This window comes from Klebsiella sp. GN_Kp190, from assembly GCF_040061795.1.
Lineage (GTDB): Bacteria > Pseudomonadota > Gammaproteobacteria > Enterobacterales > Enterobacteriaceae > Klebsiella > Klebsiella michiganensis.
This window is the reverse complement of the sequence record NZ_JBEAFN010000001.1, coordinates 77,018-102,968: the sequence shown is the minus strand read 5'-3', so window position 1 is coordinate 102,968 and position 25,951 is coordinate 77,018. Positions and strand designations below refer to the sequence as shown.

Sequence of the window (25,951 nt, the reverse complement as noted above, 5' to 3'; positions counted from 1 at the left end):
ATTCGGATTCGGACAGCGACTCGGACTCCGACAGTGATTCCGACTCTGACAGCGACTCTGACTCCGACAGCGATTCGGATTCCGACAGTGACTCGGACTCCGACAGTGACTCGGACTCCGACAGTGATTCCGACTCTGACAGCGACTCGGATTCGGACAGCGATTCGGACTCTGACAGTGATTCTGATTCTGACAGTGATTCCGATTCGGACAGCGACTCGGACTCCGACAGTGACTCGGATTCCGACAGCGATTCGGACTCCGACAGCGACTCTGACTCTGATAGTGACTCCGACAGCGATTCTGATTCGGACAGCGATTCTGACTCCGACAGTGACTCGGATTCAGACAGCGATTCGGACTCTGACAGCGACTCCGATTCTGACAGCGACTCGGACTCGGATAGTGACTCGGATTCGGACAGCGATTCGGACTCCGATAGTGACTCCGACTCTGACAGCGATTCGGACTCCGACAGTGATTCGGATAGTGACAGTGATTCGGATTCCGACAGCGACTCCGACTCCGACAGCGACTCGGATTCCGACAGCGATTCCGACTCTGACAGCGATGCCGATTCCGACAGTGATTCGGATTCTGACAGCGATTCGGATTCTGACAGCGATTCGGACTCTGACAGCGACTCGGACTCTGACAGCGACTCCGATTCCGACAGTGATTCGGACTCCGACAGCGATTCCGACTCGGACAGCGATGCTGACTCCGACAGCGACTCCGATTCCGACAGCGATTCGGACTCCGACAGTGATTCGGACTCCGACAGTGATTCCGACTCGGACAGTGACTCGGATTCAGACAGCGACTCCGATTCCGACAGCGATTCCGACTCTGACAGCGATTCCGACTCTGACAGCGATTCCGATTCTGACAGCGATTCCGATTCTGACAGCGACTCGGATTCTGACAGCGATTCGGAGTCTGACAGCGATTCCGATTCGGACAGTGACTCGGACTCCGACAGCGATTCGGACTCTGACAGCGACTCGGACTCCGACAGCGACTCGGACTCCGACAGCGACTCCGATTCCGACAGCGACTCGGATTCTGACAGCGACTCGGACTCTGACAGCGATTCTGACTCCGACAGCGATTCGGATTCTGACAGTGATTCGGATTCAGACAGCGACGCCGACTCTGACTCTGACAGCGATTCGGATTCCGACAGCGATTCTGACTCGGACTCCGACAGTGACTCGGATTCGGACAGCGATGCCGACTCTGATAGCGACTCGGATATCCCGCAGGCCAATGCGGATACCAATACCGCGCTGATCTCTGAGAACCATGACAATCTCGACGGGGTAAACGGTACGATTACCCAGCTGACAGGCGTGAACCTGCTTGGCGTGGTCGATGTTTCGCTGCTTAGCGGTAATAACTTTGACTTTACTGTCGCGAGTGGAACGACTCAGGATGTGGCACTGGATATTTCCGGCGGCACCACGCTGAGCTCGGCGGCGCTGATTAATACGCTACTGCTGCTGCTGGGTGGAACGAATACCTTCCAGGCCGATCTCGCGGTGGTGAATACGGTGACCGGAGAAGTGGTTGCGCTGGCGTCGAATGCGGTGACTATTACGGCGGGAGGCGTCAGCCTGGATTACAGCGGTAGCGCCAGCTTCAGCGACCTGCCGGAGGGGAACTATACGGTAGTGATTTCGTCGCCAACGAATACCGGACTGCTGCCGACGCTGGTGAATTTCCTGGCGAATCTCAGCGTAGCGACCGCGGTGGATGTGGCGGTAACCGACTCCGTAGGATACGAGTCCGCGATTATCAGCGGTAACGTACTGCAGACGGACGCGGGTGGGGACGTTGGCGATACCGGTACGGATATTACTGTGACCAGCATCATTGCGACCTCGGTTCCGGGGGCAACGGCGGAACCGGTTAGCTCGGGGGGGACGATCGTTGAGGGCGCCTACGGTACGCTGGTGATCTATGCCGATGGTTCTTACACCTATCACGCGACCGGAGACGCTGACTCTGTCGGTCAAACGGAGGTCTTTACCTACACCATTACGGATGCGGATGGCGATACGGCAACGACGACGCTGACCATTAATATTGGCCTGGCCGATGATACGGATAGCGATGCTGATTCCGACTCCGACTCCGACTCCGACTCCGACAGTGATTCCGATTCGGACAGCGACTCTGACTCCGACAGTGATTCGGATTCTGACAGTGACTCGGATTCTGACAGTGACTCGGATTCTGACAGTGACTCGGATTCCGACAGCGATTCGGATTCCGACAGCGATTCGGATTCTGACAGTGATTCCGACTCCGACAGTGATTCGGATTCCGATAGCGACTCTGACTCCGACAGTGACTCAGATTCTGACAGTGACTCTGACTCCGACAGTGACTCAGATTCTGACAGCGACTCGGATTCCGACAGCGATTCGGACTCTGACAGCGACTCCGATTCCGACAGCGACTCGGATTCTGACAGCGACTCGGATTCTGACAGCGATTCTGATTCCGACAGCGATTCCGATTCTGACAGTGACTCGGACTCAGACAGCGACTCGGATTCGGACAGCGACTCGGACTCTGACAGCGACTCGGATTCTGATAGTGATTCCGACAGCGACTCCGACTCTGACAGCGACTCGGATTCTGATAGTGATTCCGACTCCGACAGCGACTCGGATTCCGACAGCGATATCGAGGCCATCCCCGATAGCAACAGCCCGGACGTTGTCGCGCTGGAAGGTAACCTGAACAACGTCAGCGGTACCAGCGGTCAACTGGTTGGCCTGACGTTACTCAGCACCGTCGATGTCTCGCTGCTGTCGGGCAATAATCTGCGCTTTAGCGTGGGTTCCGGAACCGTTGAGGATATGACGGTATCGGTGAACGGCAACTCGCTGCTGACGGCGAGCGGATTGCTGACCACTATCGTCAACCTGCTGGGAGCAGGAAATACCCTGACGGCCGATCTGTCGGTGGTGAATACGGCCACCGGCGAAGTCGTGGCGATTGCGGAAAACAGCGTCTCTATCTCGGCGAGCCTGCTTGGCGGGCTCTCCTATAACGGCACGGTCTCCTTCGCCAATCTGCCGGCGGGCGACTACACCATGGTTATCTCTGCGCCGGAAAGTAACGGCCCCCTGGTATCGTTGATCAACGCGCTGGCGGCGGCCCAGGTGGCAAGCTTCGTCAACGTGGACGTGACGGATTCCGTTGGCTACAGCGTCGGCGCCATTGAAGGTAACGTGCTGGATACCACAGCCAGCGGCGATATGCAGGATAGCGGTCAGGGCATCTCGGTCACCAGCGCGGTATCGGACTCCGTCGACGGATCGACCCCGGTTAACGTGACCAGCGCTGGCGTCAATATCACCGGGGCTTATGGGGTACTGACGATTCACTCTGATGGCAGCTATAGCTACCAGTTGACCAAAGGCGGGGCCGCTATCGGTCAATCGGATGTCTTTAGCTATACCATTACCGATGAAGCGGGCAATACCTCGACGACTAACCTGACGATTAATATCGGCGGCAACATCGAACCGGCGCAGGCCAATCCGGATGCTCAGGAAACGGATCTGACCGCGACGTTCGATACCCTCAACGGAGAAAGCGGTACCGTTGGCCAACTTGTCGGCGTCTCGTTACTTGGTTCCGTCAACGTTGGCTTACTCAACGGCAATAGTTTTGACTTTGACGTCGCCGCGGGGGCAAACGAAAAAGTGCTGCTCGCTGTCTCTGGGACCACCGGCCTGAGCCTGGGCGCGGCCCTGAGCACGTTGCTGAGCCTGCTGGGTGGCGCATCGTCCTTTACGGCGGATCTCTCTATCGTCGATAAGGCGACCGGCGAAGTGGTGCAGGTTCTGACCAACGCCGTCAACATTAATGTTAATGGACTGGGTCTCAGCCTGGGCTATAGCGGCGGCGGCTGGTCCTCAATGTTACCTTCAGGGTCGTACACGGCGGTGGTCTCTTCACCGAATACCGGCGGTCTGTTGGGCGCGCTGCTGGACCTGAACCTGGGCACCTTTGTCAACGTGTCGGTCACCGACTCTGAGGGCTATCACACCGACAGCCTGACGGGGAACGTCCTGCAAAGCGATGGCGACGGCGATGTGGCGGACACCGGGGTAAATATTAAGGTGACGAGCGTCACCGCCACCTCGGTGACCGACGCCGATCCGGTATCGGTCACCAGCAGCGGAACGACGATAGCCGGTGCCTGGGGATCGCTGACCATCCATAGCGACGGTAGCTATACCTATCAGCCGTACGGCGGAGTGAATAGCGTCGGCCAATCGGAGGTCTTTACCTACACCATAACCGACAGTCTGGGCCACACGGCGAGCACGACGCTGACGATCGATATCGACAGCCCGGCTTCGCTGGCGGTGAATGATGTCGTTGCGCTGAACGTGGCAACGGCGCTGGCAACGGTGAATGTTCCGGCGATTGACACCGCGGGGCTGAACACAAGCGGTAAGTCGACAACGGGCGGAGTATCAGCGAGTAAGTCGATTAGCTTTAGCGTGGGGGCCGATCGCGAAATGGATACCCTCTCGGTGAATGTGAACTACACCGCAAGTGGCTCGGTGGTCAATACCGTCAGGATTGACAGCACGGTCAGTATTTATCATGTGCTCGGCGACGGCAGTAAGGTTCTGGTGTGGCAGGGGGTACCGACAGAAAATCTGACCACGATTATCGGCGCAACAGCTAGCGCTACGGATACGCTAACGCTAACGGGTGTGGCATTGAGCGAAGGAAATTACGAGATGGTCCTGGCTTCGAAAGCCACCGCCACTCTGGATTCTTTCTTAACGCCAGCGCCGAATTATACGGTTGGAGCTTCTATCACCGGTACAACGTTCGATACCGCAACGCATTATACGGTGGCAGGAACCAACGTCAGCGGGAATATCCAGAACGGAAACAACTCGGGCGGTACGGAAGATTTCCATGGCGTGCTGTATGCCTCATACACCGTCGCCGGACATACTTCCTCTGGCAGTGCCGAATCCTGGACCTTCAACAGTAATGGCAGTATCACCACCAGCAACGGTAGCGCAGTAACCGGAAGCAGCGTCACAATTTACGGTGACTATGGCACCCTGACGATGGCGAATAATGGTTCTTATACCTACAGTCTGAAGGCAGGGATGGATGTGTCGACAATCACGCACAAGGAGGTCTTCGCCTACACGGTAAACGACAGCAATGGCGTTTCTTCCGCGGCGACGCTGACCATCGATCTGCATCCGCAGATTACCGGCAGCGTGAACGGCGACGATATCCACAGCACCGCTTATGACGATACCTTCACCCTGGGTATCGGGGCCGACACGGTGGTTTACAACCTGCTGGCCGATGACAATACCGGCGGCAACGGCAGCGATACCTGGAAGGATTTCTCGGTTGCGCAAGGGGATCATATCGATGTGTCGGCGCTACTGGTTGACTGGGATGGGAACAGCAGCAGTCTGGGCAACTATGTGACCCTGAGCTACGTTGGCAATAACACGGTGGTATCCATCGACCGCGACGGCGGGGCCGGTGATCATCAATCAACAACCTTAATTACGCTGGAAGGGGTGCATATCAATTCGCTCAACGAGCTGCTTGATACAAATAACTCCAATTAATCGGCGTTATAGCGAACGGCACACGGAAGTGCCGTCCAGATTATTTATTGCGGAGGAATGAATCGGGCAGCGATCCGGGAGATAGCAGACCGTTATTTAATAAAAATAATGATGCGGAAATTATTATATCCGTTTTTTCAGTGCGTGAATTCTGAAGGGTAAATTTGATGCGTCTATTTAAACAAAAAAGGAATGTCATAACCTGCGGCTATACCGCTCTCTTTATTGCTTTGAATCCGCCGTTTTCAGGTCATGCGGAAAATTCATACTTAATGCCGAATGATATTAGCAGCCAGCGTTTAACCGATAGCCAACAGGTCGCGGGGTACAATGAAGAGATTATTAATAGCCAGACCCGAATATCCGGCCCGCTGGATATTAAAAAAGCGGTAAAAAATGCGGTCAACTGGCATCCGGCGATTACCCAGGAGGTCAGCAAACTCCAGGAAATGGCGCAGAAAGTTGACGTGGCGAAAGCCAAATATTACCCGCAAATTAGTGCGGGTATGAATAATGGTTATAGTAATACTTATTCTGATGCCGGATATACGCCATCGCTGGTCGTCTCGGTATCGCAAATGCTTTACGACTTCGGCAAAGTGTCCAGTTCGGTCAGGGCCGCCGACTCCGGCGTGGCCCAGCAGCAGGCCACCGTCATGCTGAATATCGACCAGGTCGCTCACGACACCGCCGCGGCGGTAGTGCAGGTGCAGGGCTATCAAAAGCTGGTCGACATCGCTAAAGCGCAGGTCAATTCGCTTAAACAGATTGGCGATCTTATTCGCCAGCGCAACGATGCGGGGGCGTCATCGTTATCGGACGTTGTGCAGACCGATACCCGCGTGGAGGGCGCGCAATCTACGCTCCTGCAATATCAGGCGGCCCTTCAGCGCTGGAAAGCCACGCTCGCGACCTATATCGGCATCGGCGGCATTGCCACGGTGACGGATGACCTTCCGCAGGGGATGGACGCCGCCTGCGCGGTATCCAAAATCGATTACCGCTCTGTTCCGGCGGTATTAGCGGCGCTGGCCCAGGCCGGCCAGGCTCAGGCTCAGCTGGATAACGCCAACGCGCAAATGCTGCCGACGATTTCCCTTGAGCCGGAAGTCACCCATTACCTCAACGATAACTACGCCAACAGCGCGGTACTGAATAAAACGCAATACTCCGCCTGGGTGAAAGTGCAAATGCCCATCTATCAGGGCGGTGCGATGACCGCCTCCCGCGACGCCGCCCAGCAAAGTCTGGCGGCGGCGAATGCGGCGATCAAAACCGCCCAGCTGGACGCCAGCCAGAAGCTGAACGCCTCTCGCGATGAAGCGGTTAATCTTGCCCAGTCGCTGGGGATTCAGAAACGTCAGCAGCAGCTGGGTGAGCAAACCCGGGCGCTGTATCAGGATCAGTATCTTCAGCTCGGCTCGCGGCCGCTGCTGGATCTGCTCAACGTCGATCAGGAAATTTACCAGGCCAGATTTAGCCAGGTCCTGACGGAATCACAACTGCGTTCGCTGGAGCTGGACTGCCTGTTCAGCACCGGCAAGATGCGCTCGGTGTTCGCGCTGGAAAAGCAAAATATCCAGGGCGTGGAGATCCGCCCATGACCTCACAAAACGAACGCGCCGGGATACCGCATTTGCTCGATTGGTCTAATGCGATTGCTTTTATTGCCAACCACTATCGACAAAGCTTTTCTCCCGGCACGCTGCATGCCGCCGCCGAGTGGGCGACGCAGAAAACCCTGCCGGAGGCGCTCCGGCACCTGGCGCGCCACGCCGGGCTAAACTGCCAGTTTTTATCTCCGGGCGATGAGAAAATGTCGGCCTGGCGGCTACCGCTGGTCGTCCAGCTGCGCGACGGGCAAGTCGCCGTGCTCGAAAGCTTTGACGTTAATAACGCCGTCGGGGTGCGGTTTGTGAAGGAGCTCGCGCTGCTCAGCTACTGCCCGCTGGAAACCCTGCTGCCGGAAATTGAAAAGACCATTGCGTTTCGCCCGTCAGCGCCGGAAAGGGATATTCGCACCGAGAGCTACCTGGCCCGCTTTCAGCCGGACTGGCTGCGCAAAATTGTGCTGAAAGATATTCGCCCCTATCTGCACGTGATGCTGGCGTCTTTTGCCATAAACGTTCTTGCGCTGAGCGGTATTCTGTTTTCGATGCAGGTTTACGATCGGGTGATCCCGGCGCAGTCTTATCCCACTCTTTATGTCCTGTTCAGCGGCGTATTGCTGGCGGCAGTATTTGCTTTTGTGCTGAAAATTATGCGCGGGCACGTCACGGATCTGCTCGGCAAACGCGGGGATATTCGCGTTTCTGACCGGGTCTTCGGCCACGCGCTGCGCCTGAAAAACAGCGCGGTACCGCGCTCGACGGGGAGCTTTATTTCGCAAATCCGCGAGCTGGAGCAGGTGCGCGAAATGATGACCTCAACGATGATGACCATCGTGGCGGATTTACCGTTCTTTTTGCTGTTTCAGGTGGTGCTGTTTATCGTCTCGCCGTGGCTAAGCTGGATTGCGCCGGTGGCGACGATTCTGATGATCCTGCCCGGCCTGCTGCTGCAGCGCAAGCTCGCGGCGCTGGCCAATAAAAACCAGCATGAAAATACCTTGCGTAACGCCATTCTGGTGGAAAGCATTCAGGGGTTGCAGGACATCAAAATGATGCAGGCGGAAAGCCGCTTTTTGCATCAGTGGAATAGTTATATTGCCATTACCGCCGAGTCGGGGGTCAAAACGCGCAGGCTCACCCACGGCCTGGTCAGCTGGGGAATGTCGGTGCAAAACCTGCTCTATGCCACGGTGGTGGTGGTCGGCGCGCCGCTGGTGATTAATGGCGACATCACCACCGGGGCGATGGTGGCGGCATCAATGCTCTCGACCCGCATGGTGGCGCCGATGACCGCGCTGTGCGGCGTACTCGCTCGCTGGCAGCAGGTGAAAACGGCGAAGGCCAGCCTTGATAACCTGATGGCGCTGCCGGTCGAAGGGGGGCAGGACGAAACCCGGGTTCACCGCGCCGTGCTGCACGGCAACTACGAGTTCCGGCAGGCGGAATTCCGCTACGGCCTTAACGATGCCGCGATCCCGCTGCGTATCAACCAGTTATCCATTAAAGCCGGCGAGAGAATCGCCATCCTTGGGCGAATCGGCGCCGGTAAATCGACCCTGCTGCAGGCGATGATGGGCAACGTCGAGCTGGTTTCGGGCGAGCTGCGGCTGGATGATTTAAGCCTGCCGCAGATCGACCTCGCGGATATTCGCCGCAACGCCACCTTGCTGACCCAGGAGGCGCGGCTGTTCCACGGCACCCTGCGCGAGAACCTGATCCTCGGGCGACCGGCGGCGACGGATGATGAAATCTTCTCGGTGCTTACCCTGTGCGGCGCGCTGGAGTTTGTGCGCAAACTGCCCCTCGGTCTTGAACACGTCATTATGGAAGGCGGGCTGGGGCTTTCAGGCGGCCAGCGGCAGTCGCTGCTGCTGGCCAGGACGCTGCTGCGCGATCCGAACATTATCCTGCTCGATGAACCGACCTCGTTTTTCGACGAGCGAACGGAAAAGGCCTTTGTGGAACAGCTGGCGCAGTGGGCCGGCGATCGAACGATGATCATCGCCACGCATAAAGCGGCGGTGCTTAATATCGTCGACCGGATCCTGGTTATCCAGGACGGGCAGCTGGCGCTGGATAAACCCAAAGCAACGGTTTTTGAGCAAGAGAAAGCCCGCGGCCAGGTGGTGAATATATGAATAAAATCCCCCTGATGGCCGATCACGACCCGGTGGCGCTGCTGCCGGATAGCGAAGAAGACGAGGCGAAAATTGTTAAATCGCGGCGGCTGATTCTCCTGCTGGCCGTTATGCTGCTGGTGGGCTGCGTCTGGGCATGGTTCGCGGTACTGGACGAAGTCTCAACCGGTACCGGAAAAGTGATCCCCAGCTCGCGGGAGCAGGTGATACAAACCCTCGACGGCGGTATTTTAACCGAGCTGAACGTACGGGAAGGCAGCAAGGTACAAGCCGGACAGGTTGTGGCGCGCCTCGATCCCACCCGCAGCGAATCTAACGTCGGCGAAAGCCAGGCGAAATATCGCGCCTCGCTGGCGGCGAGCATTCGCTTAACCGCCGAGGTGAACAATCAGCCGCTGGCGTTTCCCGACTCCCTGAAAGCCTGGCCCGCGCTGCTGGCGGAGGAGACGCGTCTGTACCATAGCCGCAAAGAGCAGCTGAGCAAATCGACGCGCCAGCTCGACGAGTCGTTAAAACTGGTGAATAGCGAACTGGCCATCACCGAAAGGCTGGCGAAAACCGGGGCGGCGAGCAATGTCGAAGTGCTGCGTCTTCGCCAGCAGGTCGCGGATATTAGTTTTAAAAAGATCGATCTCAATACCCGCTATTTTGTTGACGCGCGTGAACAGCTGTCAAAAGCCAATGCCGACGTGGCCAGCCTGGCGGAAGTGATAAAGGGGCGCGCCGATTCGGTCACGCGCTTAACCGTCCGTTCGCCGGTGCAGGGGATCGTTAAAAATATTAAGGTCAATACGATTGGTGGGGTTATTGCGCCCAACGGCGAGCTGATGGAAATTGTTCCGGTCGATGGCCGGTTATTAATCGAAGCGCGGATTTCACCTCGTGATATCGCTTTTATTCATCCTGACCAGCAGGCGCTGGTGAAAATTACCGCCTATGATTATGCCATCTATGGCGCGCTGAACGGCGTGGTGGAAACCATATCGCCGGATACCACTCAGGATGAAGCTAAACCGGATGTTTACTACTATCGGGTGTTTATTCGCACTGACTATGATTACCTGGAAAATAAAAGCGGCAAGCGTTTTTTAATTGGCCCGGGAATGATTGCCACCGTTGATATTAAGACCGGCGAAAAAACGGTCATGGATTATCTGGTCAAACCGTTTAATCGGGCAAAAGAAGCCTTAAGGGAACGTTAATCAACGGGCGAGCTTCTTATCGGCTACGGGTCATCGCCGTTTGCGGTCCGCTAGCCCGGACAAGGCGCGTTGAGCGCCGCCTCCGGGGAGTGTGCCGGGCCGAGCCATCGGCGCAATATCTAAAATGGGTTTGTTTGCAGTCTCTGATAATAATTTTTAAACATTCAACGCATTCTTGAATAAACGGAGAGGGGAAGATGGCGCTAAGTGATTTACTGCAACAAGCCTGCTTTCAGGCGAAAAAATTAAAATCCACCGTATTGCCCTCTGACTATCCGGCATGGGTAATCTTCTTTAGCGTCAGCGATGGCCAATCACGCGCGCATATGCATATTTCTCGCGGTACCAGCTTCGATCTCGCGTGGCTGGCGGGGGCCAGAGCGCTGCAGGAGTGGCGTAAAAAACAGGACAGCGAACCGCAGTGGCTGCGGGTTGACGTCGTGGACAGCGTGGAAAAGCTCAGCTGGCAATCCCTCAATGAAAAATTCATGGTCACCAAGCGTAACTATTTTCGCTTTGGCCTCGCGTTTGACCCGCAGTTTAATTGCGCAATGCTCGAGCAGGAAATTGCCGGCAACGCGCTGCTCTACGATGGCGATAACGGCGTCGTGGCGCCGAATAGCGTCAATCTGGAAAACTACGCCCGGCGGCGGTTTAAACAGACGCTTAGCTGGCCGCAGGATCCGCAGCAGCCGCTCTGGCGCTTTAAAACGCAGGGGATCTTCTGCGATCGTTTTGGGACAAAAGTGATGGAGCAGAGCGGGCGAGGTTCCGGCTATCGCGTTATCGGGGAAAACTGGCAGGACGAGTGCCTCGCCGAGGTGATTAAAAAAGGCACCGATTATCTTGCCCGTCAGGTAAAGCAAGACGGCCTCTACCATTACGGCTGGTTTCCCTGTTTCGACCGCCCGGTCCGATCCTATAACGCGCTGCGCCACGCCAGCTCCACCTATTCGCTGATTGAGGGCTGGGAAGCGACCCGTCAGCCGTCGGTTCGTCAGGCGATAGACCGCGCGATTGCGTACCTGGTTAACACGCTGATTGAAGTACGGACGCTGGACGATGGCCGCGAGGCGGCGTTTCTCTGCGACGTGGGCGATGAGATCAAGCTCGGCGGTAACGCGGTAAGTATCCTGGCGCTGGTGAAATACACCGAAACGACCGGAGACCGGCAATATCTGCCGCTGATGGCGCAGCTGGCGACCGGCATTGCCTTTATGCAGGATCCGCTCAGCGGCCAGTTTGTTCACGTATTGAATAGCCACGATCTGTCGCTGAAAGCCAAATTCCGCATCATTTATTACGATGGCGAAGCGGCTTTTGCTCTTATGCGCCTGTACGGCCTGACCAAAGCGCCGCAGTGGCTGGAGATGGTGGAAAAAGCCTTCGCCTATTTCATTAAAAATAAGCACTGGCAGCACCATGACCACTGGCTGAGCTACTGCGTTAATGAGTTAACCCGCTTTCGCCCGGAAGAGAAGTACTTTCGCTTTGGCCTGAACAACGTGCGCGATCATCTTGATTTTGTGCTGCATCGCGTCACCACCTATCCCACTCTGCTGGAATTAATGATGGCGGCGTCTGAGATGGTGACCCGTCTGGACGCTTCGCCCGAGCATCGCCATCTGCTGGCGGATTTTGACCAGCAGAAGTTCTGGCAGGCGCTGGAAGTTCGGGCGCGCTATTTGCTGAACGGCTTCTTCTGGCCTGAGCTGGCGATGTTTTTTAAAAATCCCGCACGGATCGTCAACAGCTTCTTTATTCGCCACCACAGCTACCGCGTGCGTATCGATGACGTCGAGCACTACCTTTCCGGCTTTATCGCCTATCAGAAATACCATTTAGCGGCAAAAAAGCCGCTGCTCCCGCAGGACGACGCGCCGCCTTCGAATAACGCGATCCCCGTTTTTCTGCTGGAGACGCTGCGCGACGTCGGCAACGGTATTGAGGTGGCGGCCATGCGGCGGGCGAAGCTCTTTACCGAACATTTGCGCACCGTGCCCTGGATAGTTACCGCGACGTGGAATCCCGAATTGTCCAGAGCGGTGCGGGCGCTGAAAGCACGCGGCGCGCTGCCCGAAGAGGTGCCGGTTTATAACCTCTATGAGTGGCTCAGCGATTGCTTTGAGATGAACGCGATCGCTGCGCTGGCGCCGCTGGTGGGCAATATCGAGCTCAGGCATGCCGTCAATCCCGGCGCGGATGTCGCGGTGGGTAAACACAACTTCTTGCTGCGTCCGCAGGGGAGAATCATCGAAGACTACATTGATAGCGCCGGTAATATTCTGCTGCGCAAAAGCTTTGACGAGAAAAAGGGCAACGTGCAGCTAAGCCATCTTGAAATTGCCCTGGCGGGCGGCGAAGTCAAACGCTTTGCTCAGGAAGAGGCGTTTTATGCGTGGATGCTGGAAACCCGGCTGGCGGAAAAAGGGCGCTGGCATTTTATCGTCGATAAAAATAAAACGTGGAAAAGCTTCGTCTGCTCGCGGCCCGCACAGCGCATGGCGTGTACGCTGAGCGCGATTATTCACTCCCATCATCAGCTGTCTAACGGCGCGCTGAAAAGCTCCTACCGGCATATCCTCGAACAGCCGGAGCTTGTCGATCGGCTGATTGTCCTCACCGATGAGCAGTGGCAGGACCTGCAGCTGGAGGGCTTCCCGGCCGCGCGGATGGCGGTGATCCCCAATCATCTCGATAACGGCAATATTCCGGCGAACCCGCAGAAAGCGCCGTCGCAGACGGTCATTTATCTGGCGCGCTACTCAGAAGAGAAGCAGCATGCTTTGCTGCTGAACGCCTTTCGTAAAGTGCTGACGGCGATCCCCGATGCGCAGCTGCACACCTACGGGGTCGGGCCGCTGCGGCGCAGCTTAAGCGCGCGGGTGGCGGAGTGGGGGCTGGAGAAGGCGATCCATATCAACGGCTTCACCTCCGACATCGCGCAGGCGCATAAAACGGCCTGCTGCACGGTACTTTGTTCGACTCAGGAGGGGCAGTCTCTCTCCGCCGTGGAGGCGATGGCCTACGGTACGCCGCTGATTAGCTTTGCCATTAAGTACGGTCCGCGCGACATCCTGCAGGACAGGGAGGCGGGGATTCTGGTGCCCTGCGGCGATGAGGAGGCCCTGGCGGCGGCGCTGATCGCCGTTATTTCCGACAAGTCGCTGCAGCAAAGTATGCAGCAGGCCGCGCTGCGCAACGCCCAGCGCTACTACGGCAGCGCTATCGCCGGACGCTGGGCGGTATGGCTGCAGACAAGCGAGCGTCAGCTGGATGCCGGCGCGGAGCGCGGAAACGGGCTGGAAAAAAAGCGTCCTCGGGCGGTTAACGTTGGCTAACCGTCAGCGCCTTTTTTATTCCCGCAGCCCTCAGGCGTGGCGATGAGGCGAGTCATCGCGCTCCTGCTGGCATCCTGCTGCTGTTCGCCGCTGCTGGCGCGCGATGTTGTGCAGGTTTCCCGCTGCGTTCCCGGCTCTTTGCTTCATGCGCATCGCCTGGAAAAAGCGCACGTCGCGGATGACTTTCATATTTACTACAGCCTGCAGGGTAGGGACGCCCTGCAATATCCGCAGGATAGTACCGGCGACGGCGTGCCGGATGTCGTGAAAGACATTGCGAGCCAGCTCCAGGCTGCGAAATATCTCTACACCTCGCTGCTGGGCCTGCGCTCGCCGCTGCAGCAGAAAATTTATCGCCAGGCCCGACAGATCAACATCTACCTGCTGACGCTCCCCAAAGGTCACGGCCTGGCCTTCGATCGGGTGGCGGCAGAAACCATGGGTGACGGAACGGCGCTGCCCTGCGGCTTAAAAATTGTCCTTAACGCCGCGCTGCGGCCGGCGCGCAACATTACGCCAGCGCATGAATTATTCCATTTGTATCAATACGGCTACGGGGTTTTTAAACAGAAATGGTACCTGGAAGGTATGGCGCGCTGGATGGAAAATACCTTCAGACCCGCGCAGGAAAGAGTTGTGCCTTCATCCGGGGAGGTTGCCTGCGAGAGCAACGTTTCTCGCGGCTATAGCGCGGCCACCTTTTGGGCCAGCTATGCGCAGCAGGCGTTTGCCGCCACGCTAGTGCCGGATAACGCGCTGGCGTATCGCTATGTCGATGGCAGCCCGGTGTTTCAAACCCGGACGGTACCCGGCGGCGCGATGCTGGCGCCTTTTTTTCAGCAGCTTGCGCTCAGCAGCCGGCGCATTTCTGGTGAAATGAAGCTGCCCAATATCCGCTGGAGTGAACAGCAGCAGCGTGACGGGCGGTACAGTCGCCTGATTTGCCAGGCGTTAGCCGCGACGGCGCAGAATAAAAAATAAGCGGTATGCATACTCATTCTGCTGGCTGCGCGGGCCCGGATTTTGAATAAAGCCTGTTCATCTTTTCCGGCAGATCAATAATATCCGTCAGGATGCCGCGCGATAAATGGATATAGCCGTCACTCTTCAGCTTCGATAATACCCGCATGATGCCGCTGCGGGACAAAAAAGAGTGGTCCATAATATAATTCACAGCAGTGATGTTATTCTTAATTGCATTTGGTTCATCAATAAGTTCGAGCAGATGGGTACGTATAATTTCGTATGCGGAGAGTTGTGATATCGTCATGCAATGGGCATAGACTTTGGCCGAACTATAATCCTGCAGCATCGCCAGCGATTGCCAGAGATGATATTTGACGACCTGCTCATGAAAAAAACGTTGTGGAATCAAAAGCAAGCGCGATGTTTCTTTCGTTTTAACATACAGATGGCGGGTATATGCCAGCTGGCAGCTGGCGCCAAAAATAAACGGCGCGCTTTCAGCATTAAGGATCATCCCATCGCTTATGCGGTTTAACGCCACGCTCCCGTCGAATAAAATGAGGCACTGTCTTTCACCATTCCGCGTCAGGCTGATGTTGCGTTTTTTGCTAATGGTGCAGGGCGTATGCTCTTTAGCGATTATCTCAATCAATTTTTCAATATGATCGGTGGGCTTCACGACTTTGCTTAAAATTTCATCGCGGAGCAGCGAGTGATTATTCCTCTTCATTGTTACCCTTTTAAAACAATGAGTTGAAAATATTATTGAATGGATGTTGTACGCGTCTAATAATCAATAATATGCTTTCTGTTGGCAACTTATCGAACATTGCCAGGATTATTTTCCTGCTATAAATTACGATTTGTAATCTAAAACCTGTAATTCATATTAGTCAATATAAATTGATTTTTTTTATTGTTTTTTTAAGCCAGGTAGATCTTTTTTTGCGGCTGGTCTTTTTGCGCAAAAAGTCATGTTATTGCGCGTGAGGAATTTCTCGCTTCGTTTTTGATTTTTTAACGCGGCGATAAGCGGAGTGAGTCAGATAGGTATATGTGTTTATTAAATAAAAAAGCGCGGCGTTTATTTTTTATCCTATTTGCCGCATACGCGGCGGCAAGGAGGAGATGAAAATAGCCAACGGGGTTTTAAACCTGGCGGAATCCAGGCGTAAAACCCACAAATGACTAGTTGCGCAATCGAGGCGCCTGCAGCTGCTGGCGAATGGTTCTGGCCAGTTCGTCCAGCGACGGCTGTTCAGGATGTTCGTCGCTGGGCTCGCTGCTCAGCTGCGCTTCTGCGAGATAAGTGTGAATCGGCTGGCCATCATCGTCTTCCATCACCACATGATACCAGGGCGCAAGGCGCAGTTCGTCGTTAGCGGCGATTTCATCCTCTTCCGGCTCCGTGAGCGAGTACTCGGGATCGACATCGACGATCACGCCCAGGTAGCCCAAAAGCGTGTGGCGAACTTGTTGGCCGATACCGAATTTGCTGGCTATCATAAGCACCTCCTGGGAGACATGATTACCTGCTATATGCGGGCCGATTCTCCACTTTTCAAGTTACATGATGCGGCAAGCAAACCCTTTCAGATACAGTCCTTCGGGGTAGGTTGCTATCACCGGGTGGTCGGCAGCCTGGCGGAACTGTTCTATAAATTGTACATCACGTCCGGCATCCAGGGCGGCATCGGCAATGATTTTCTGAAATAAATCGGTGGTCATCAGGCCGGAGCAGGAGAAGGTCAGCAGGACGCCGCCGGGATTCAGGAGCTGAATCGCCAGCATGTTGATGTCCTTATAGCCGCGGCAGGCGCCCATCAGCTGGCTTTTGTTTTCAACAAACTTCGGTGGATCCATCACAATCACGTCAAACTTTTCGCCGGCGTCGCGATATTTCCGCAGCAGCTTGAAGACGTCGTCGCGGATGAACTCCGCTTTAGACAGATCCAGCTTGTTCAGCTCAACGTTCTGCTTTGCGACGTCCAGCGCCTCCTGCGAGGTGTCAACGCTGACAACCTGACGGCAGCCGCCCATCAGCGCGGAGATGGCAAAACCGCCGGTATAGGAGAAGCAGTTCAGCACGCGTTTATCGGCGACGTAGCGACGGGTCGCCAGGCGGCTGTCGCGCTGGTCAAGGTAATAGCCGGTTTTGTGGCCGCCCTGAATATCTACCAGCAGCTGCATACCGTGCTCGGTAATCGGCAGCAGAGCAGGCGGCAGTTCGCCAACAACCGGCCCCTGCGCCAGCTCCAGCCCCTCTTTTTTACGCACCGCGACGTCGCTACGATCGTAGATAGCGCAGTTCGGAAACAGCGTTTGCAGCGCGCTGACAATCGACGCCCGCTGGTATTCGGCACCGGCGCTCAGCAGCTGCAGTACAAAAAAGTCGCCAAAACGATCGATGGTCACGCCCGGCAGGCCGTCGGACTCACCGGCTATCAGGCGATAGCTATCGAGCCCGTCGCGGGCCGCCAGCCACTCGCGCCAGGTGTGCGCCTGCTGCAGGCGACGTTCGAAAAAGGCGTTATCAATGGCTTCATTGCGATCGAAGCTCCAGACGCGGGCGCGGATCTGTGAAGACGGCGAATAGGCGCCGCGGGCCAGCCATTTTCCCTGCGAATCAACGATATCGATGGTCTCACCTGAACGGGCTTTACCTTCCATCCGGGCGACGGCGCCGGAGAAGATCCACGGATGGCGACGCAGCAGGGATTTCTCGCGTCCTTTGGTTAACACTAAGCGGGGGAAAATGGAGTCTGTCATGGGGCTACCTTTAAGCAACGGGAATGTCGGCACCGAAAAAATGGCGCGTAGGTTAGCACAAGTGGCTGAGGCAAGCACCATTCCACCGGTATCGACAAGTGAGCGTTTCGGCACAAAACGCAGGCGCTTTGGCACAATAAAAAACATGCCGGGATCTTACAGTATTTCCTCACCTTACGGAGGAAAATACGATGAAAACAGGATTGAAGGTCGCAGCCGCGATGATGGTTATTATGAGCGGGACGGTGATTGCCGCGCCGTTTAGCGTCAGCAGCGCGGATATGCGCGACGGCCAGACGCTGGCGCAGACGCACTGGTTTGGCGGTTTCGGCTGCACCGGCGGCAATATCTCACCGCAGATCGCCTGGAAAAATGCACCGGCGGGTACCCGCAGTTTCGCGGTGACCGCTTACGATCCGGATGCGCCGACCGGGAGCGGCTGGTGGCACTGGACGGTGGTGAATATTGCCCAACAGGTGACTGGCTTAGCCGCTGGCGCCGGAGACAAAAATAACGCTAAACTGCCCGCCGGGGCGATACAGGGGCGCAATGACTTTGGCTATGCGGGTTTTGGCGGCGCGTGTCCGCCCGCCGGAGATAAACCGCATCGCTACCGCTTTACGGTATGGGCGCTTGATACCCCGACGTTGCCCATTGATGGCGAGGCCAGCGGGGCGTTAGTCGGATTTATGTTACACAGCCACGCTATCGCCAGCGCGCAGTTAACGGCGCTGGCCGGAAGATAATAAAAAGGGCGGCATGATGCGGAACATCCATTTTCACCATAACGCGTTAACGGCGGCGGAAATCACTACCCGTCGTTTATGCAAACTGCACCGCGTCACGCTGTTCTCGCCCGCGATCTGCCGGGTAAACCGCGGCAGTAAGGTCATTGTGCAGGGCGCCAGCGAGATGCTGGCAACGCCGCAGCAACTGATTATTTTGCCCGCCGAGGTTGAGCTCGAGGTGATTAATCAGCCGGAAAACGGGCTGTTTTGCTCCGACCTGCTCTCTCTCACGCCGGAACTGCTGGCGGATTTTAAGCACCGCTATATGAGCGAGCCGCAGACCGGTCGTCTGACGTCGCTTTGCGCGCCGCTGGCGCCGGAAATGTCGTTTATGTGGCAAAGCGTCCTGCGGGCGGTACGGGAGGGGCTCAGCGCCGAGCTGCAGCACCATCAGGCGATGGGATTGCTGCTGGCGCTGTATCAGGCTGGCTACGCCGGGCCGCTGCTCAACGAGCGGCGCGAGGACATAACCGGTCAGGTCAGGCAAATTATTATGCTGTCGCCTGCCGAAGCGTGGAGCGTGGCGAAAGTGGCTAAAATGCTCTTTCTTGGCGAATCGACGCTGCGCCGTCGTTTGCAGCAGGAGTCCCGGAGCTTCCGCCAGATCGTGGAAGAGGTCCGTATGGCCTACGCGCTGGGGCAATTACAGTCGACGTCGCGACCCATTGGCGACATTGCGCAAAGCAGCGGCTACCTGTCAGGCTCGCGCTTTAGCGCCCGTTTTCGTCAGCACTATGGATTATTACCTAAGCATGTACGTTGACGGAATTTGCTATCCTCTGTATTGAGTCATTGGCCGAAAAGGGGGGAACATGGCAACGGTTTGCACGATGGCGTGGGTATACGGCTCCGTTCAGGGCGTCGGGTTTCGCTATTCGACCCAGCGCGAGGCGCTGCAGCTGGGATTAACGGGATACGCGCGCAATCTCGACGACGGCGGCGTGGAGGTTCTGGCCTGCGGAGAACCGGACCAGGTGGAGAAACTTATTGCCTGGCTGAAGGCCGGTGGGCCGCGCAGCGCGCGGGTGGACAGGGTTCTGACCGAGCCCCATCAGCCCACCAGAGAGTGGCAGAAATTCGCCATTTTGTATTAGATGCATTTAACCGGTTTAGGCAGTCCGGCGATTTTTGTCGCCTGCTTAGCCGGGCCTTTCGGGAACAGGCGGTAGAGATAGCGGCTGTTGCCTTTCTCTTCGCCAAACTTGTTCGCCATGGCCTTCACCAGCATACGAATCGCCGGTGAGGTGTTAAATTCCAGATAAAAGTCGCGCACAAAGCGCACCACTTCCCAATGCTCAACGGACAGGCTGATGCCCTCCTGTTCAGCGATAACGGCCGCCATCGCTTCGTTCCACAGGGTTGTGTCCTTCAGATAGCCTTCGCTATCGGTCTCTATTTCATTGCCTTCAAAGATAAACATGATTCTTCACATACCGCTGAAAATGGCGGCAGTGTAGCAAAAAATAAGGCCCCGCATAAGCGGGGCCTGAGTACAGACGGGGAGAGGATTAGTCTCTGCTGGCGAAGCCAAGGATGCTCAGCAGGCTGACGAAGATGTTGTACAGCGAGACGTACAGGCTAACGGTCGCGCGGATGTAGTTGGTTTCACCGCCGCGGATGATGTTGCTGGTCTCAAACAGAATGGCGCCTGAAGAGATCAGGATAAACACCGCGCTAATCGCCAGATGCAGAGCCGGCAGCTGCAGGAAAATGTTGGCAACCATACCGATAAGCACGACCACCACGCCCGCCATCAGCATTCCGCCGAGGAAGGACATATCTTTACGGGTGGTCAGCACGTAGGCCGAGCAGCAGAAGAACACCAGCGCGGTACCGCCCAGCGCCAGGCCAATCAGATCGCCCATACCCGCAGACAGGTAGGCGTTAAGCATTGGCCCCAGGATGTAGCCCAGAAAACCGGTAAAGGCGAACGCGGAAATGATACCCGTTGGCTTATTCGCGGTTTTATAGGTCAGGAACATCAGGCCGTACATACCGACCAGCGTCAGAATCAGACCCGGAGAAGGCAGCATCAGCACCGTGCTGGCCGTCGCCGTAATAGCGGAAAATGCCAGCGTCAGGCTAAGCAGGAAATAGGTGTTCCGCAGAACTTTGTGCGTGCTAAGTAGCGATGAACGGTCTCGCGACGATGTAATTATACGATCCATGAGTCACTCTCTTATGACAGATGTAATTAATAACGAAGCATAAAAAAAACAGGGCCTAAGCCCTAATGCTTTTACCCATCTTTACTCAAAGTCAGCGGGCTGAATGCAGCACATTATTCCAGGAAAAAAAGAATAAGTGGCATTTTTATTTGTTCGCCTTCCGGAGTCAGATCGAAATCTGATAACTCACTGAAAAATATTGCGTTATAGCCATTCTGCGACTAACTCTGGAGAGGGTACTCACGAAGCGTAACAAAGGCAAGGGATATGAAAATACAAAAATATAATCACATCACACGCGTACTGGTGGCCGTCGGTCTGTTCTCCATGGTCATCCCGGCGCTGGCCGCTCAGGTACCGCCGGGAACGGCGTTGGCCGAAAAGCAAGAACTGGTCAGAAATAACGGCAGCGAACCGTCGTCGCTGGATCCGCATAAAGTGGAAAGCGACGTTGAAAACAACATTATCAGCGATCTTTTTGAAGGGCTGGTCAGCGTATCGCCAACAGGAGAGATTGAGCCCCGGCTGGCGGAGAAGTGGGAGAATAAGGACAACACCGTCTGGACGTTCCACCTGCGTCCCGGTGTGACCTGGTCCGACGGTACGGCGATCACGGCGCAGGATATTGTCTGGAGCTGGCAGCGTCTGGTGTCGCCGCTAACGGCGTCGCCTTACGCGAGCTATCCCGGCAATATGCATATCGTCAACGGGGCGGAGATCGCGCAGGGGCAAAAAGCGCCCGAGACGCTGGGTGTCAAAGCGATAGATGATGTCACCCTTGAGGTCACCTTAACTCAGCCGAATGCGGCGTTTTTGGCGATGCTGGCGCACCCATCTTTGGTTCCGCTCGATAAAGTGCTGATATCGCGCTACGGCGACAAATGGACCAAACCGGAGCATATCGTAACCAGCGGGCCCTATAAGCTGTCGCAGTGGGTGGTGAATGAGCGCATTGTGGCCGAGCGCAATCCGCGCTACTGGGATAACGCGCATACGGTCATCAATAAGGTGACGTACCTGCCGATAAGCTCTGAAACCGCCGACGTCAACCGCTATAAGGCGGGAGAGATCGATATTGTGTATACGGTACCGATTAATCAGTTTGCCCAGCTCAAAAAAACCATGGGCGATCAGCTGGATGTTTCGCCGCAGCTGGCCACCTATTATTACGAATTCAACACTACCCGGCCGCCGTTTAACGACCCGCGCGTACGGCGGGCGCTGAATATGGCCCTCGATAAAGACATTATCGCGGAGAAGGTGCTGGGGCAGGGGCAGCGTCCGGCCTGGCTTATCAGCCAGCCTGACATCGGCGGGGTAAAGCTGCACAATCCAGAGTACGCCAGCTGGCCACGCGATAAGCGTATCGCCGAGGCGAAAAAGCTATTAAGCGAAGCCGGGTATAATGAGACCCATCCGCTGGTCTTTAATCTGCTCTATAACACGTCCGAATCTCACCAGCGAATTGCCATCGCCGCCAGCTCAATGTGGAAAAAGAACCTTGGCGTTGAGGCGAAGCTGCAAAACCAGGAGTGGAAGACCATGCTCGACGCCATGCATACGCATAATTTTGACGCCGTGCGCTACGCGTGGATAGCCGACTATGACGACGCCGCGACGTTTCTCAATAACTTCCGCACCGGCGACAGTGAAAATACCAGCCAGTACAGCAACCCGGCCTACGATGAGGCGCTGCGCAATGCGGCAAAAGCCTCTGACACGACGGCACGGGGCAAGTTCTACCAGCAGGCGGAGGATCTGTTAGGTCAGGATGTCCCGGCCATTCCGGTCTATCACTACGTGCGCACCCATCTGGTCAAGCCATGGGTAGGGGGATTTACGCCGGATAAGCTGGGGTATTACTACACCAAAGATATGTACATCAAAAAACATTAACGCGAAGAGGGCGGTTTGCGCTGAAAATCTGCGCAAACTGCCTGAATTTCAGACGAATAACGCGTTTTTGTTTAATTTTAAGGCAGTTGAATAAATTGGTGCTTTACAGCCTGAACAGAGGTGTTTATAGTGCGCCTCATTGGAAGCGTGGCCGAGCGGTTGAAGGCACCGGTCTTGAAAACCGGCGACCCGAAAGGGTTCTAGAGTTCGAATCTCTACGCTTCCGCCAAATTCTAAATAAAATCAATAACTTAAAGAATGGTTTTGATTTTATAGTGCATAAAGTAGTACAAAAAGCCCGTTTATACGGGCTTTTTTACATCTAAAGTCCGTCCTTTGCTCAATAAATATCCTTTCAAATACTCATCATTCAGGTGAGGGCTAATGCATTTCGAAGCGGGCTCTGTAAAGACGTCAGTGAATAATCCCCCCGGCGTTAAGTCATTTAACACACTCCGAGCAGATAAACAGGCGAGTATATAAATTATACATCACTGCCAATAGAGTGTTACGTTACCCATAATATAGACAAATATTAAGAAAAGGATAGGTTTCATGCAAATAATTTACCCAAGTGATTATTTTAATCTGAATAGAGTTGATGAAAATTATGAGGATGAATTCAACTGTGCAAGTGACAACGGAGTAAAATGTGTTTTGCTATCATCACAGCATTTATTAGATAGCAAAATTAAACTTTCAGGAAACCTTGAGGCGCATGCACCAGTTATTTGGCGAGGCTGGATGCTTAAACAGAAAGAATATAAAACATTATACAATACTGTTAAAAGTCATAGTGCGGAAATGTTAGTTTCTCCTGATGATTACGCTTCTTGCCACTATATTACGGGCTGGTACGGATCATGTAGTGATTATACACCTGAAACTATTTTACTTACTGAGAATGATGATTTCGAAAAAATCACATCACGATTAAAATGGCCTTCATATTTTGTTAAAGACTATGTTAAATCACTTACGACATCGCGTGGTTCGATAGCGAAAAATGCCGAGGAAATACAGGGGATTTTAGCCCATATTAAACAATATCGCGGAGAAATAGAGGGTGGTGTCGTGCTTAGAAAGGTTGAGGACCTAAAACCCGAAACAGAACGTAGATATTTTTCATTCTATGGAAATGTCTACTCTGCTGATGATGTTATCCCTGCTATTGTTCATGAAATAGCGAAGCATATAGGCTCCCCTTTTTTCTCAATAGATATGGTTGAGACAGCTTCATCCAATCTTCGTTTGATCGAAATCGGCGATGGGCAAGTTTCAGATATCAAAGAATGGGACGTCCAAAAATTCGTTAAGATGATTGTAAAGACCAGCGTGTCTGGATGAGTATGTTTTAATATCAGCCTGGTTTTAAGTCTTCAGGATATGAGGCTCAAGGTATGAATAAAGTTAACAATATATATACTTGTTTTTTTAAATTGCTTGGTAAAAAAATTATCAAGTATGAAACGGCCGAGATTTATTTTGATGACTGGGAACCCTGGAATGATTTACCCATAAGAATCTACTTTGATGGAGGTGAGGTAATCTCTATTGCCTGGTCTAAATTTGATGAACTATGGTTAAGTAATGATCTAACACTTCCGTTTTCGATTGAGTATAATCAAGTTCGCTGGGTGACAAATAGTCCAAAAGAAATCAGGGGATGTCTAAATAACAGGATATCATCGGTAAAACTTGGTGTGGATTATTTGGTTATTGAAAATAATAAAATAGAAGTATTTACACATTTGTTGGTTTATACAACTAACGGAATTTTGGATGTGTTTAATAATCTGGATGAAAATGGTTATTCTTTGACCTCAGGTTTTTATGAAAAAACAATGGATGTTGTATAGAGGACTTATGTCATAAATTGAATGTTGTTATTAAAGTCGCTGGATTTAATATGTTCATGCTTAAAAAGGAATGTTTGATTATACTGCGTAGTATTATGATTTTTAATCCTTTAAAAATATCAACGTCAGGCGTTATTATAAATAATGTACTATGACAAGGTCATGATGTTATATTTAAAGTAATTAATATCATTTCACTAGCAATGCCCCCGTTTCAAGTAAGAGGCATTGCTGTAAGTCGATACCTATGGTAAAGATACTTTGTTATTAGTGCCCATCAATATGCTACTTTGTGATGGTAAAAATTCCCCTTTATTTTCATCTCTTCCTTGTAATAATATTTTTGCATCATCTTTATTATAGTCACGAACGGCTTTAGCTGATAACTCACCGATAATTGTGTCAGATGAGCGTAGCCGGTTAATAATAAGAACACAGTTTGTGTCATTAAAGTCGGACATCATGTTTTGATCTCCTTCGCTATCGCCAGCAACTAATATTGGTCCTGTATTTTTATAATGTTGTTGTATAAATTTCTTTATGGTTTCGGTTTTACCTTTACCTTGCGTCTGGGGATAGTATGGATCGAGGCTGTGAGTCAATCTACCTTCTTTATCATATAAGGGATGCATTGCATAGACATGAGACTCAGGAACAGAAAAAGCATATTTTTCTGTAGTAACGATGCTTTTTATCACATCTAAAGCTGAAGCGGAAATGACATAAACATCAACACCTGCCTGCTGTAGGTTTTTATATAATGTCTGCATTTCTGGGATCAGCCTGAATCCGTTTTTCCATGTTACTGATACGATACCAGCTCGGCCTGCCATATCTGCCGGGCTTACCCATGTCACCTTTCCGATAGGCTGGTTATTTTGCCACTCAATAGTATCGTGCACTAAATCAGCTACTTCTTTTTTGGACATGCCAGAAAAAAGATACGTCACCCATGGATAAGATACCTCATGGTCGAATGACCCACCTATTGCATCATATAAATATCTCATTTTCACTATAAAATTCATATAATTGGAATTTTTTTTAATTTCATCAAGCGTTTTATTACCCGCAAATCCGCTGTAATTATTGTATAGCCATGTGTAGCTATCAATAATGTCTTGACCAATGAGGTTTATATTAACCGGTTGATGATTTTTATTATTATAATCCGAGTTAAAGTTTGAAGGCGGTATATCTTTGTAAATTATCTGTTTCAATATCTCAGGTTTCATCGAAAATTTAAGGTTTTCTAGTTGATAGATAAGCGTTGCCTCTTCGATATCCAGAAAAGCTGTTGTGTTGTCAAAATCAAAAACAGCATATAAAGAATGCGCAGGCTTCTGCTTTGCTTCTTGAATGAGCCTGTCAATTTTTCTTGAGTTGAACTCGTCCCAATTGCCGGTAACTATTTGCTTTTGTTGGGGAATTGTAGTTTCTAAATTTTGTGACACTTGATTTGTGTTACTGGCACTGGCCGTTGTTCCATATACTCCAAAAAATACGGATAGTAGTGCATATATTATTGTCATTTTCATGATTAATTCCTTTTTTAGGGTGCATTACCATCTG

General features: G+C 53.4%; 19 protein-coding genes and 1 tRNA gene. 13 read left to right on the top strand and 7 right to left on the bottom strand.

Annotated elements, in window-relative coordinates; genetic code table 11:
- A partial coding sequence (locus tag ABLU67_RS00465; RefSeq protein WP_348852102.1) for a hypothetical protein occupies window positions 1-1,312 on the bottom strand: 1,312 nt, incomplete at its 3' end.
- A 40-nt stretch (window positions 1,313-1,352) separates the two neighbouring features.
- Between ABLU67_RS00465 and ABLU67_RS00460 the strand changes: the two genes are divergently transcribed.
- The 6 genes from ABLU67_RS00460 (at window position 1,353) to ABLU67_RS00435 (ending at window position 14,914) form a co-directional block, all read left to right on the top strand.
- Window positions 1,353-5,642: a type I secretion C-terminal target domain-containing protein gene (locus ABLU67_RS00460; RefSeq protein WP_348852101.1), complete on the top strand. Its 4,290-nt coding sequence runs from the start codon at window positions 1,353-1,355 to the stop codon at window positions 5,640-5,642.
- 167 nt (window positions 5,643-5,809) lie between these two features.
- On the top strand, window positions 5,810-7,246 hold the full coding sequence (locus ABLU67_RS00455; protein WP_025106164.1) for a TolC family outer membrane protein: 1,437 nt from the start codon (window positions 5,810-5,812) through the stop codon (window positions 7,244-7,246).
- Window positions 7,243-9,390, top strand: coding sequence for a type I secretion system permease/ATPase (locus ABLU67_RS00450; protein ID WP_046877472.1), 2,148 nt, complete (start codon window positions 7,243-7,245; stop codon window positions 9,388-9,390). Before ABLU67_RS00455 ends, ABLU67_RS00450 begins: the two co-directional genes overlap by 4 nt.
- Window positions 9,387-10,592, top strand: coding sequence for an HlyD family efflux transporter periplasmic adaptor subunit (locus ABLU67_RS00445; protein WP_048263201.1), 1,206 nt, complete (start codon window positions 9,387-9,389; stop codon window positions 10,590-10,592). Before ABLU67_RS00450 ends, ABLU67_RS00445 begins: the two co-directional genes overlap by 4 nt.
- 197 nt (window positions 10,593-10,789) lie before the next feature.
- Entirely contained in the window at window positions 10,790-13,933 is a 3,144-nt protein-coding gene (locus ABLU67_RS00440) for a glycosyltransferase (protein ID WP_148849928.1), read from the top strand.
- A 42-nt stretch (window positions 13,934-13,975) separates the two neighbouring features.
- Window positions 13,976-14,914, top strand: coding sequence for a peptidase (locus ABLU67_RS00435; protein ID WP_148849929.1), 939 nt, complete (start codon window positions 13,976-13,978; stop codon window positions 14,912-14,914).
- A 13-nt stretch (window positions 14,915-14,927) separates the two neighbouring features.
- Here ABLU67_RS00435 and ABLU67_RS00430 read toward each other — a convergent pair whose 3' ends face one another.
- The 3 genes from ABLU67_RS00430 to rlmI form a co-directional block, all read right to left on the bottom strand.
- The gene (locus tag ABLU67_RS00430) at window positions 14,928-15,629 is read right to left on the bottom strand and encodes a helix-turn-helix domain-containing protein (protein WP_032749730.1); all 702 of its coding nucleotides are present in this window, start codon (window positions 15,627-15,629) and stop codon (window positions 14,928-14,930) included.
- 458 nt (window positions 15,630-16,087) lie between these two features.
- Entirely contained in the window at window positions 16,088-16,405 is a 318-nt protein-coding gene (gene hspQ / locus ABLU67_RS00425; RefSeq protein WP_009651933.1) for a heat shock protein HspQ, read from the bottom strand.
- Between the two features lie 60 nt (window positions 16,406-16,465).
- A complete protein-coding gene (gene rlmI / locus ABLU67_RS00420) occupies window positions 16,466-17,668 on the bottom strand; it encodes a 23S rRNA (cytosine(1962)-C(5))-methyltransferase RlmI (RefSeq protein ID WP_064358353.1) in 1,203 nt (400 codons plus the stop codon).
- A 191-nt stretch (window positions 17,669-17,859) separates the two neighbouring features.
- Between rlmI and ABLU67_RS00415 the strand changes: the two genes are divergently transcribed.
- From ABLU67_RS00415 to yccX, 3 genes are read left to right on the top strand one after another with little or no spacing between them, the layout of a single operon-like run.
- Window positions 17,860-18,414 carry a YbhB/YbcL family Raf kinase inhibitor-like protein gene (locus ABLU67_RS00415; protein ID WP_014228676.1) on the top strand — a complete coding sequence of 185 codons (555 nt, stop codon included), beginning with the start codon at window positions 17,860-17,862 and terminating at the stop codon, window positions 18,412-18,414.
- Window positions 18,415-18,430: 16 nt separating this feature from the next.
- Window positions 18,431-19,219, top strand: coding sequence for a helix-turn-helix domain-containing protein (locus tag ABLU67_RS00410; protein ID WP_014837988.1), 789 nt, complete (start codon window positions 18,431-18,433; stop codon window positions 19,217-19,219).
- Window positions 19,220-19,268: 49 nt separating this feature from the next.
- Window positions 19,269-19,550: an acylphosphatase gene (yccX, locus tag ABLU67_RS00405; protein ID WP_004849561.1), complete on the top strand. Its 282-nt coding sequence runs from the start codon at window positions 19,269-19,271 to the stop codon at window positions 19,548-19,550.
- Here yccX and tusE read toward each other — a convergent pair.
- On the bottom strand, window positions 19,547-19,876 hold the full coding sequence (gene tusE / locus ABLU67_RS00400; RefSeq protein ID WP_004849563.1) for a sulfurtransferase TusE: 330 nt from the start codon (window positions 19,874-19,876) through the stop codon (window positions 19,547-19,549). The two genes, yccX and tusE, sit on opposite strands and share 4 nt — an antisense overlap.
- Window positions 19,877-19,964: 88 nt before the next feature.
- Entirely contained in the window at window positions 19,965-20,624 is a 660-nt protein-coding gene (gene yccA / locus ABLU67_RS00395; protein WP_004100829.1) for an FtsH protease modulator YccA, read from the bottom strand.
- A 267-nt stretch (window positions 20,625-20,891) separates the two neighbouring features.
- Between yccA and ABLU67_RS00390 the strand changes: the two genes are divergently transcribed.
- The 4 genes from ABLU67_RS00390 (at window position 20,892) to ABLU67_RS00375 (ending at window position 24,379) form a co-directional block, all read left to right on the top strand.
- Window positions 20,892-22,520: an ABC transporter substrate-binding protein gene (locus tag ABLU67_RS00390; protein ID WP_148851917.1), complete on the top strand. Its 1,629-nt coding sequence runs from the start codon at window positions 20,892-20,894 to the stop codon at window positions 22,518-22,520.
- Between the two features lie 141 nt (window positions 22,521-22,661).
- Window positions 22,662-22,749, top strand: a tRNA-Ser gene (locus ABLU67_RS00385).
- 326 nt (window positions 22,750-23,075) lie between these two features.
- The gene (locus tag ABLU67_RS00380; protein WP_148851918.1) at window positions 23,076-23,867 is read left to right on the top strand and encodes an ATP-grasp domain-containing protein; all 792 of its coding nucleotides are present in this window, start codon (window positions 23,076-23,078) and stop codon (window positions 23,865-23,867) included.
- A gap of 53 nt (window positions 23,868-23,920) precedes the next feature.
- On the top strand, window positions 23,921-24,379 hold the full coding sequence (locus ABLU67_RS00375) for a hypothetical protein (protein ID WP_148851919.1): 459 nt from the start codon (window positions 23,921-23,923) through the stop codon (window positions 24,377-24,379).
- A 245-nt stretch (window positions 24,380-24,624) separates the two neighbouring features.
- Here the strand turns inward: ABLU67_RS00375 and ABLU67_RS00370 are convergent, their stop codons facing one another.
- On the bottom strand, window positions 24,625-25,917 hold the full coding sequence (locus ABLU67_RS00370) for a haloacid dehalogenase-like hydrolase (protein WP_348852100.1): 1,293 nt from the start codon (window positions 25,915-25,917) through the stop codon (window positions 24,625-24,627).
- Between the last annotated feature and the right edge of the window lie 34 nt (window positions 25,918-25,951).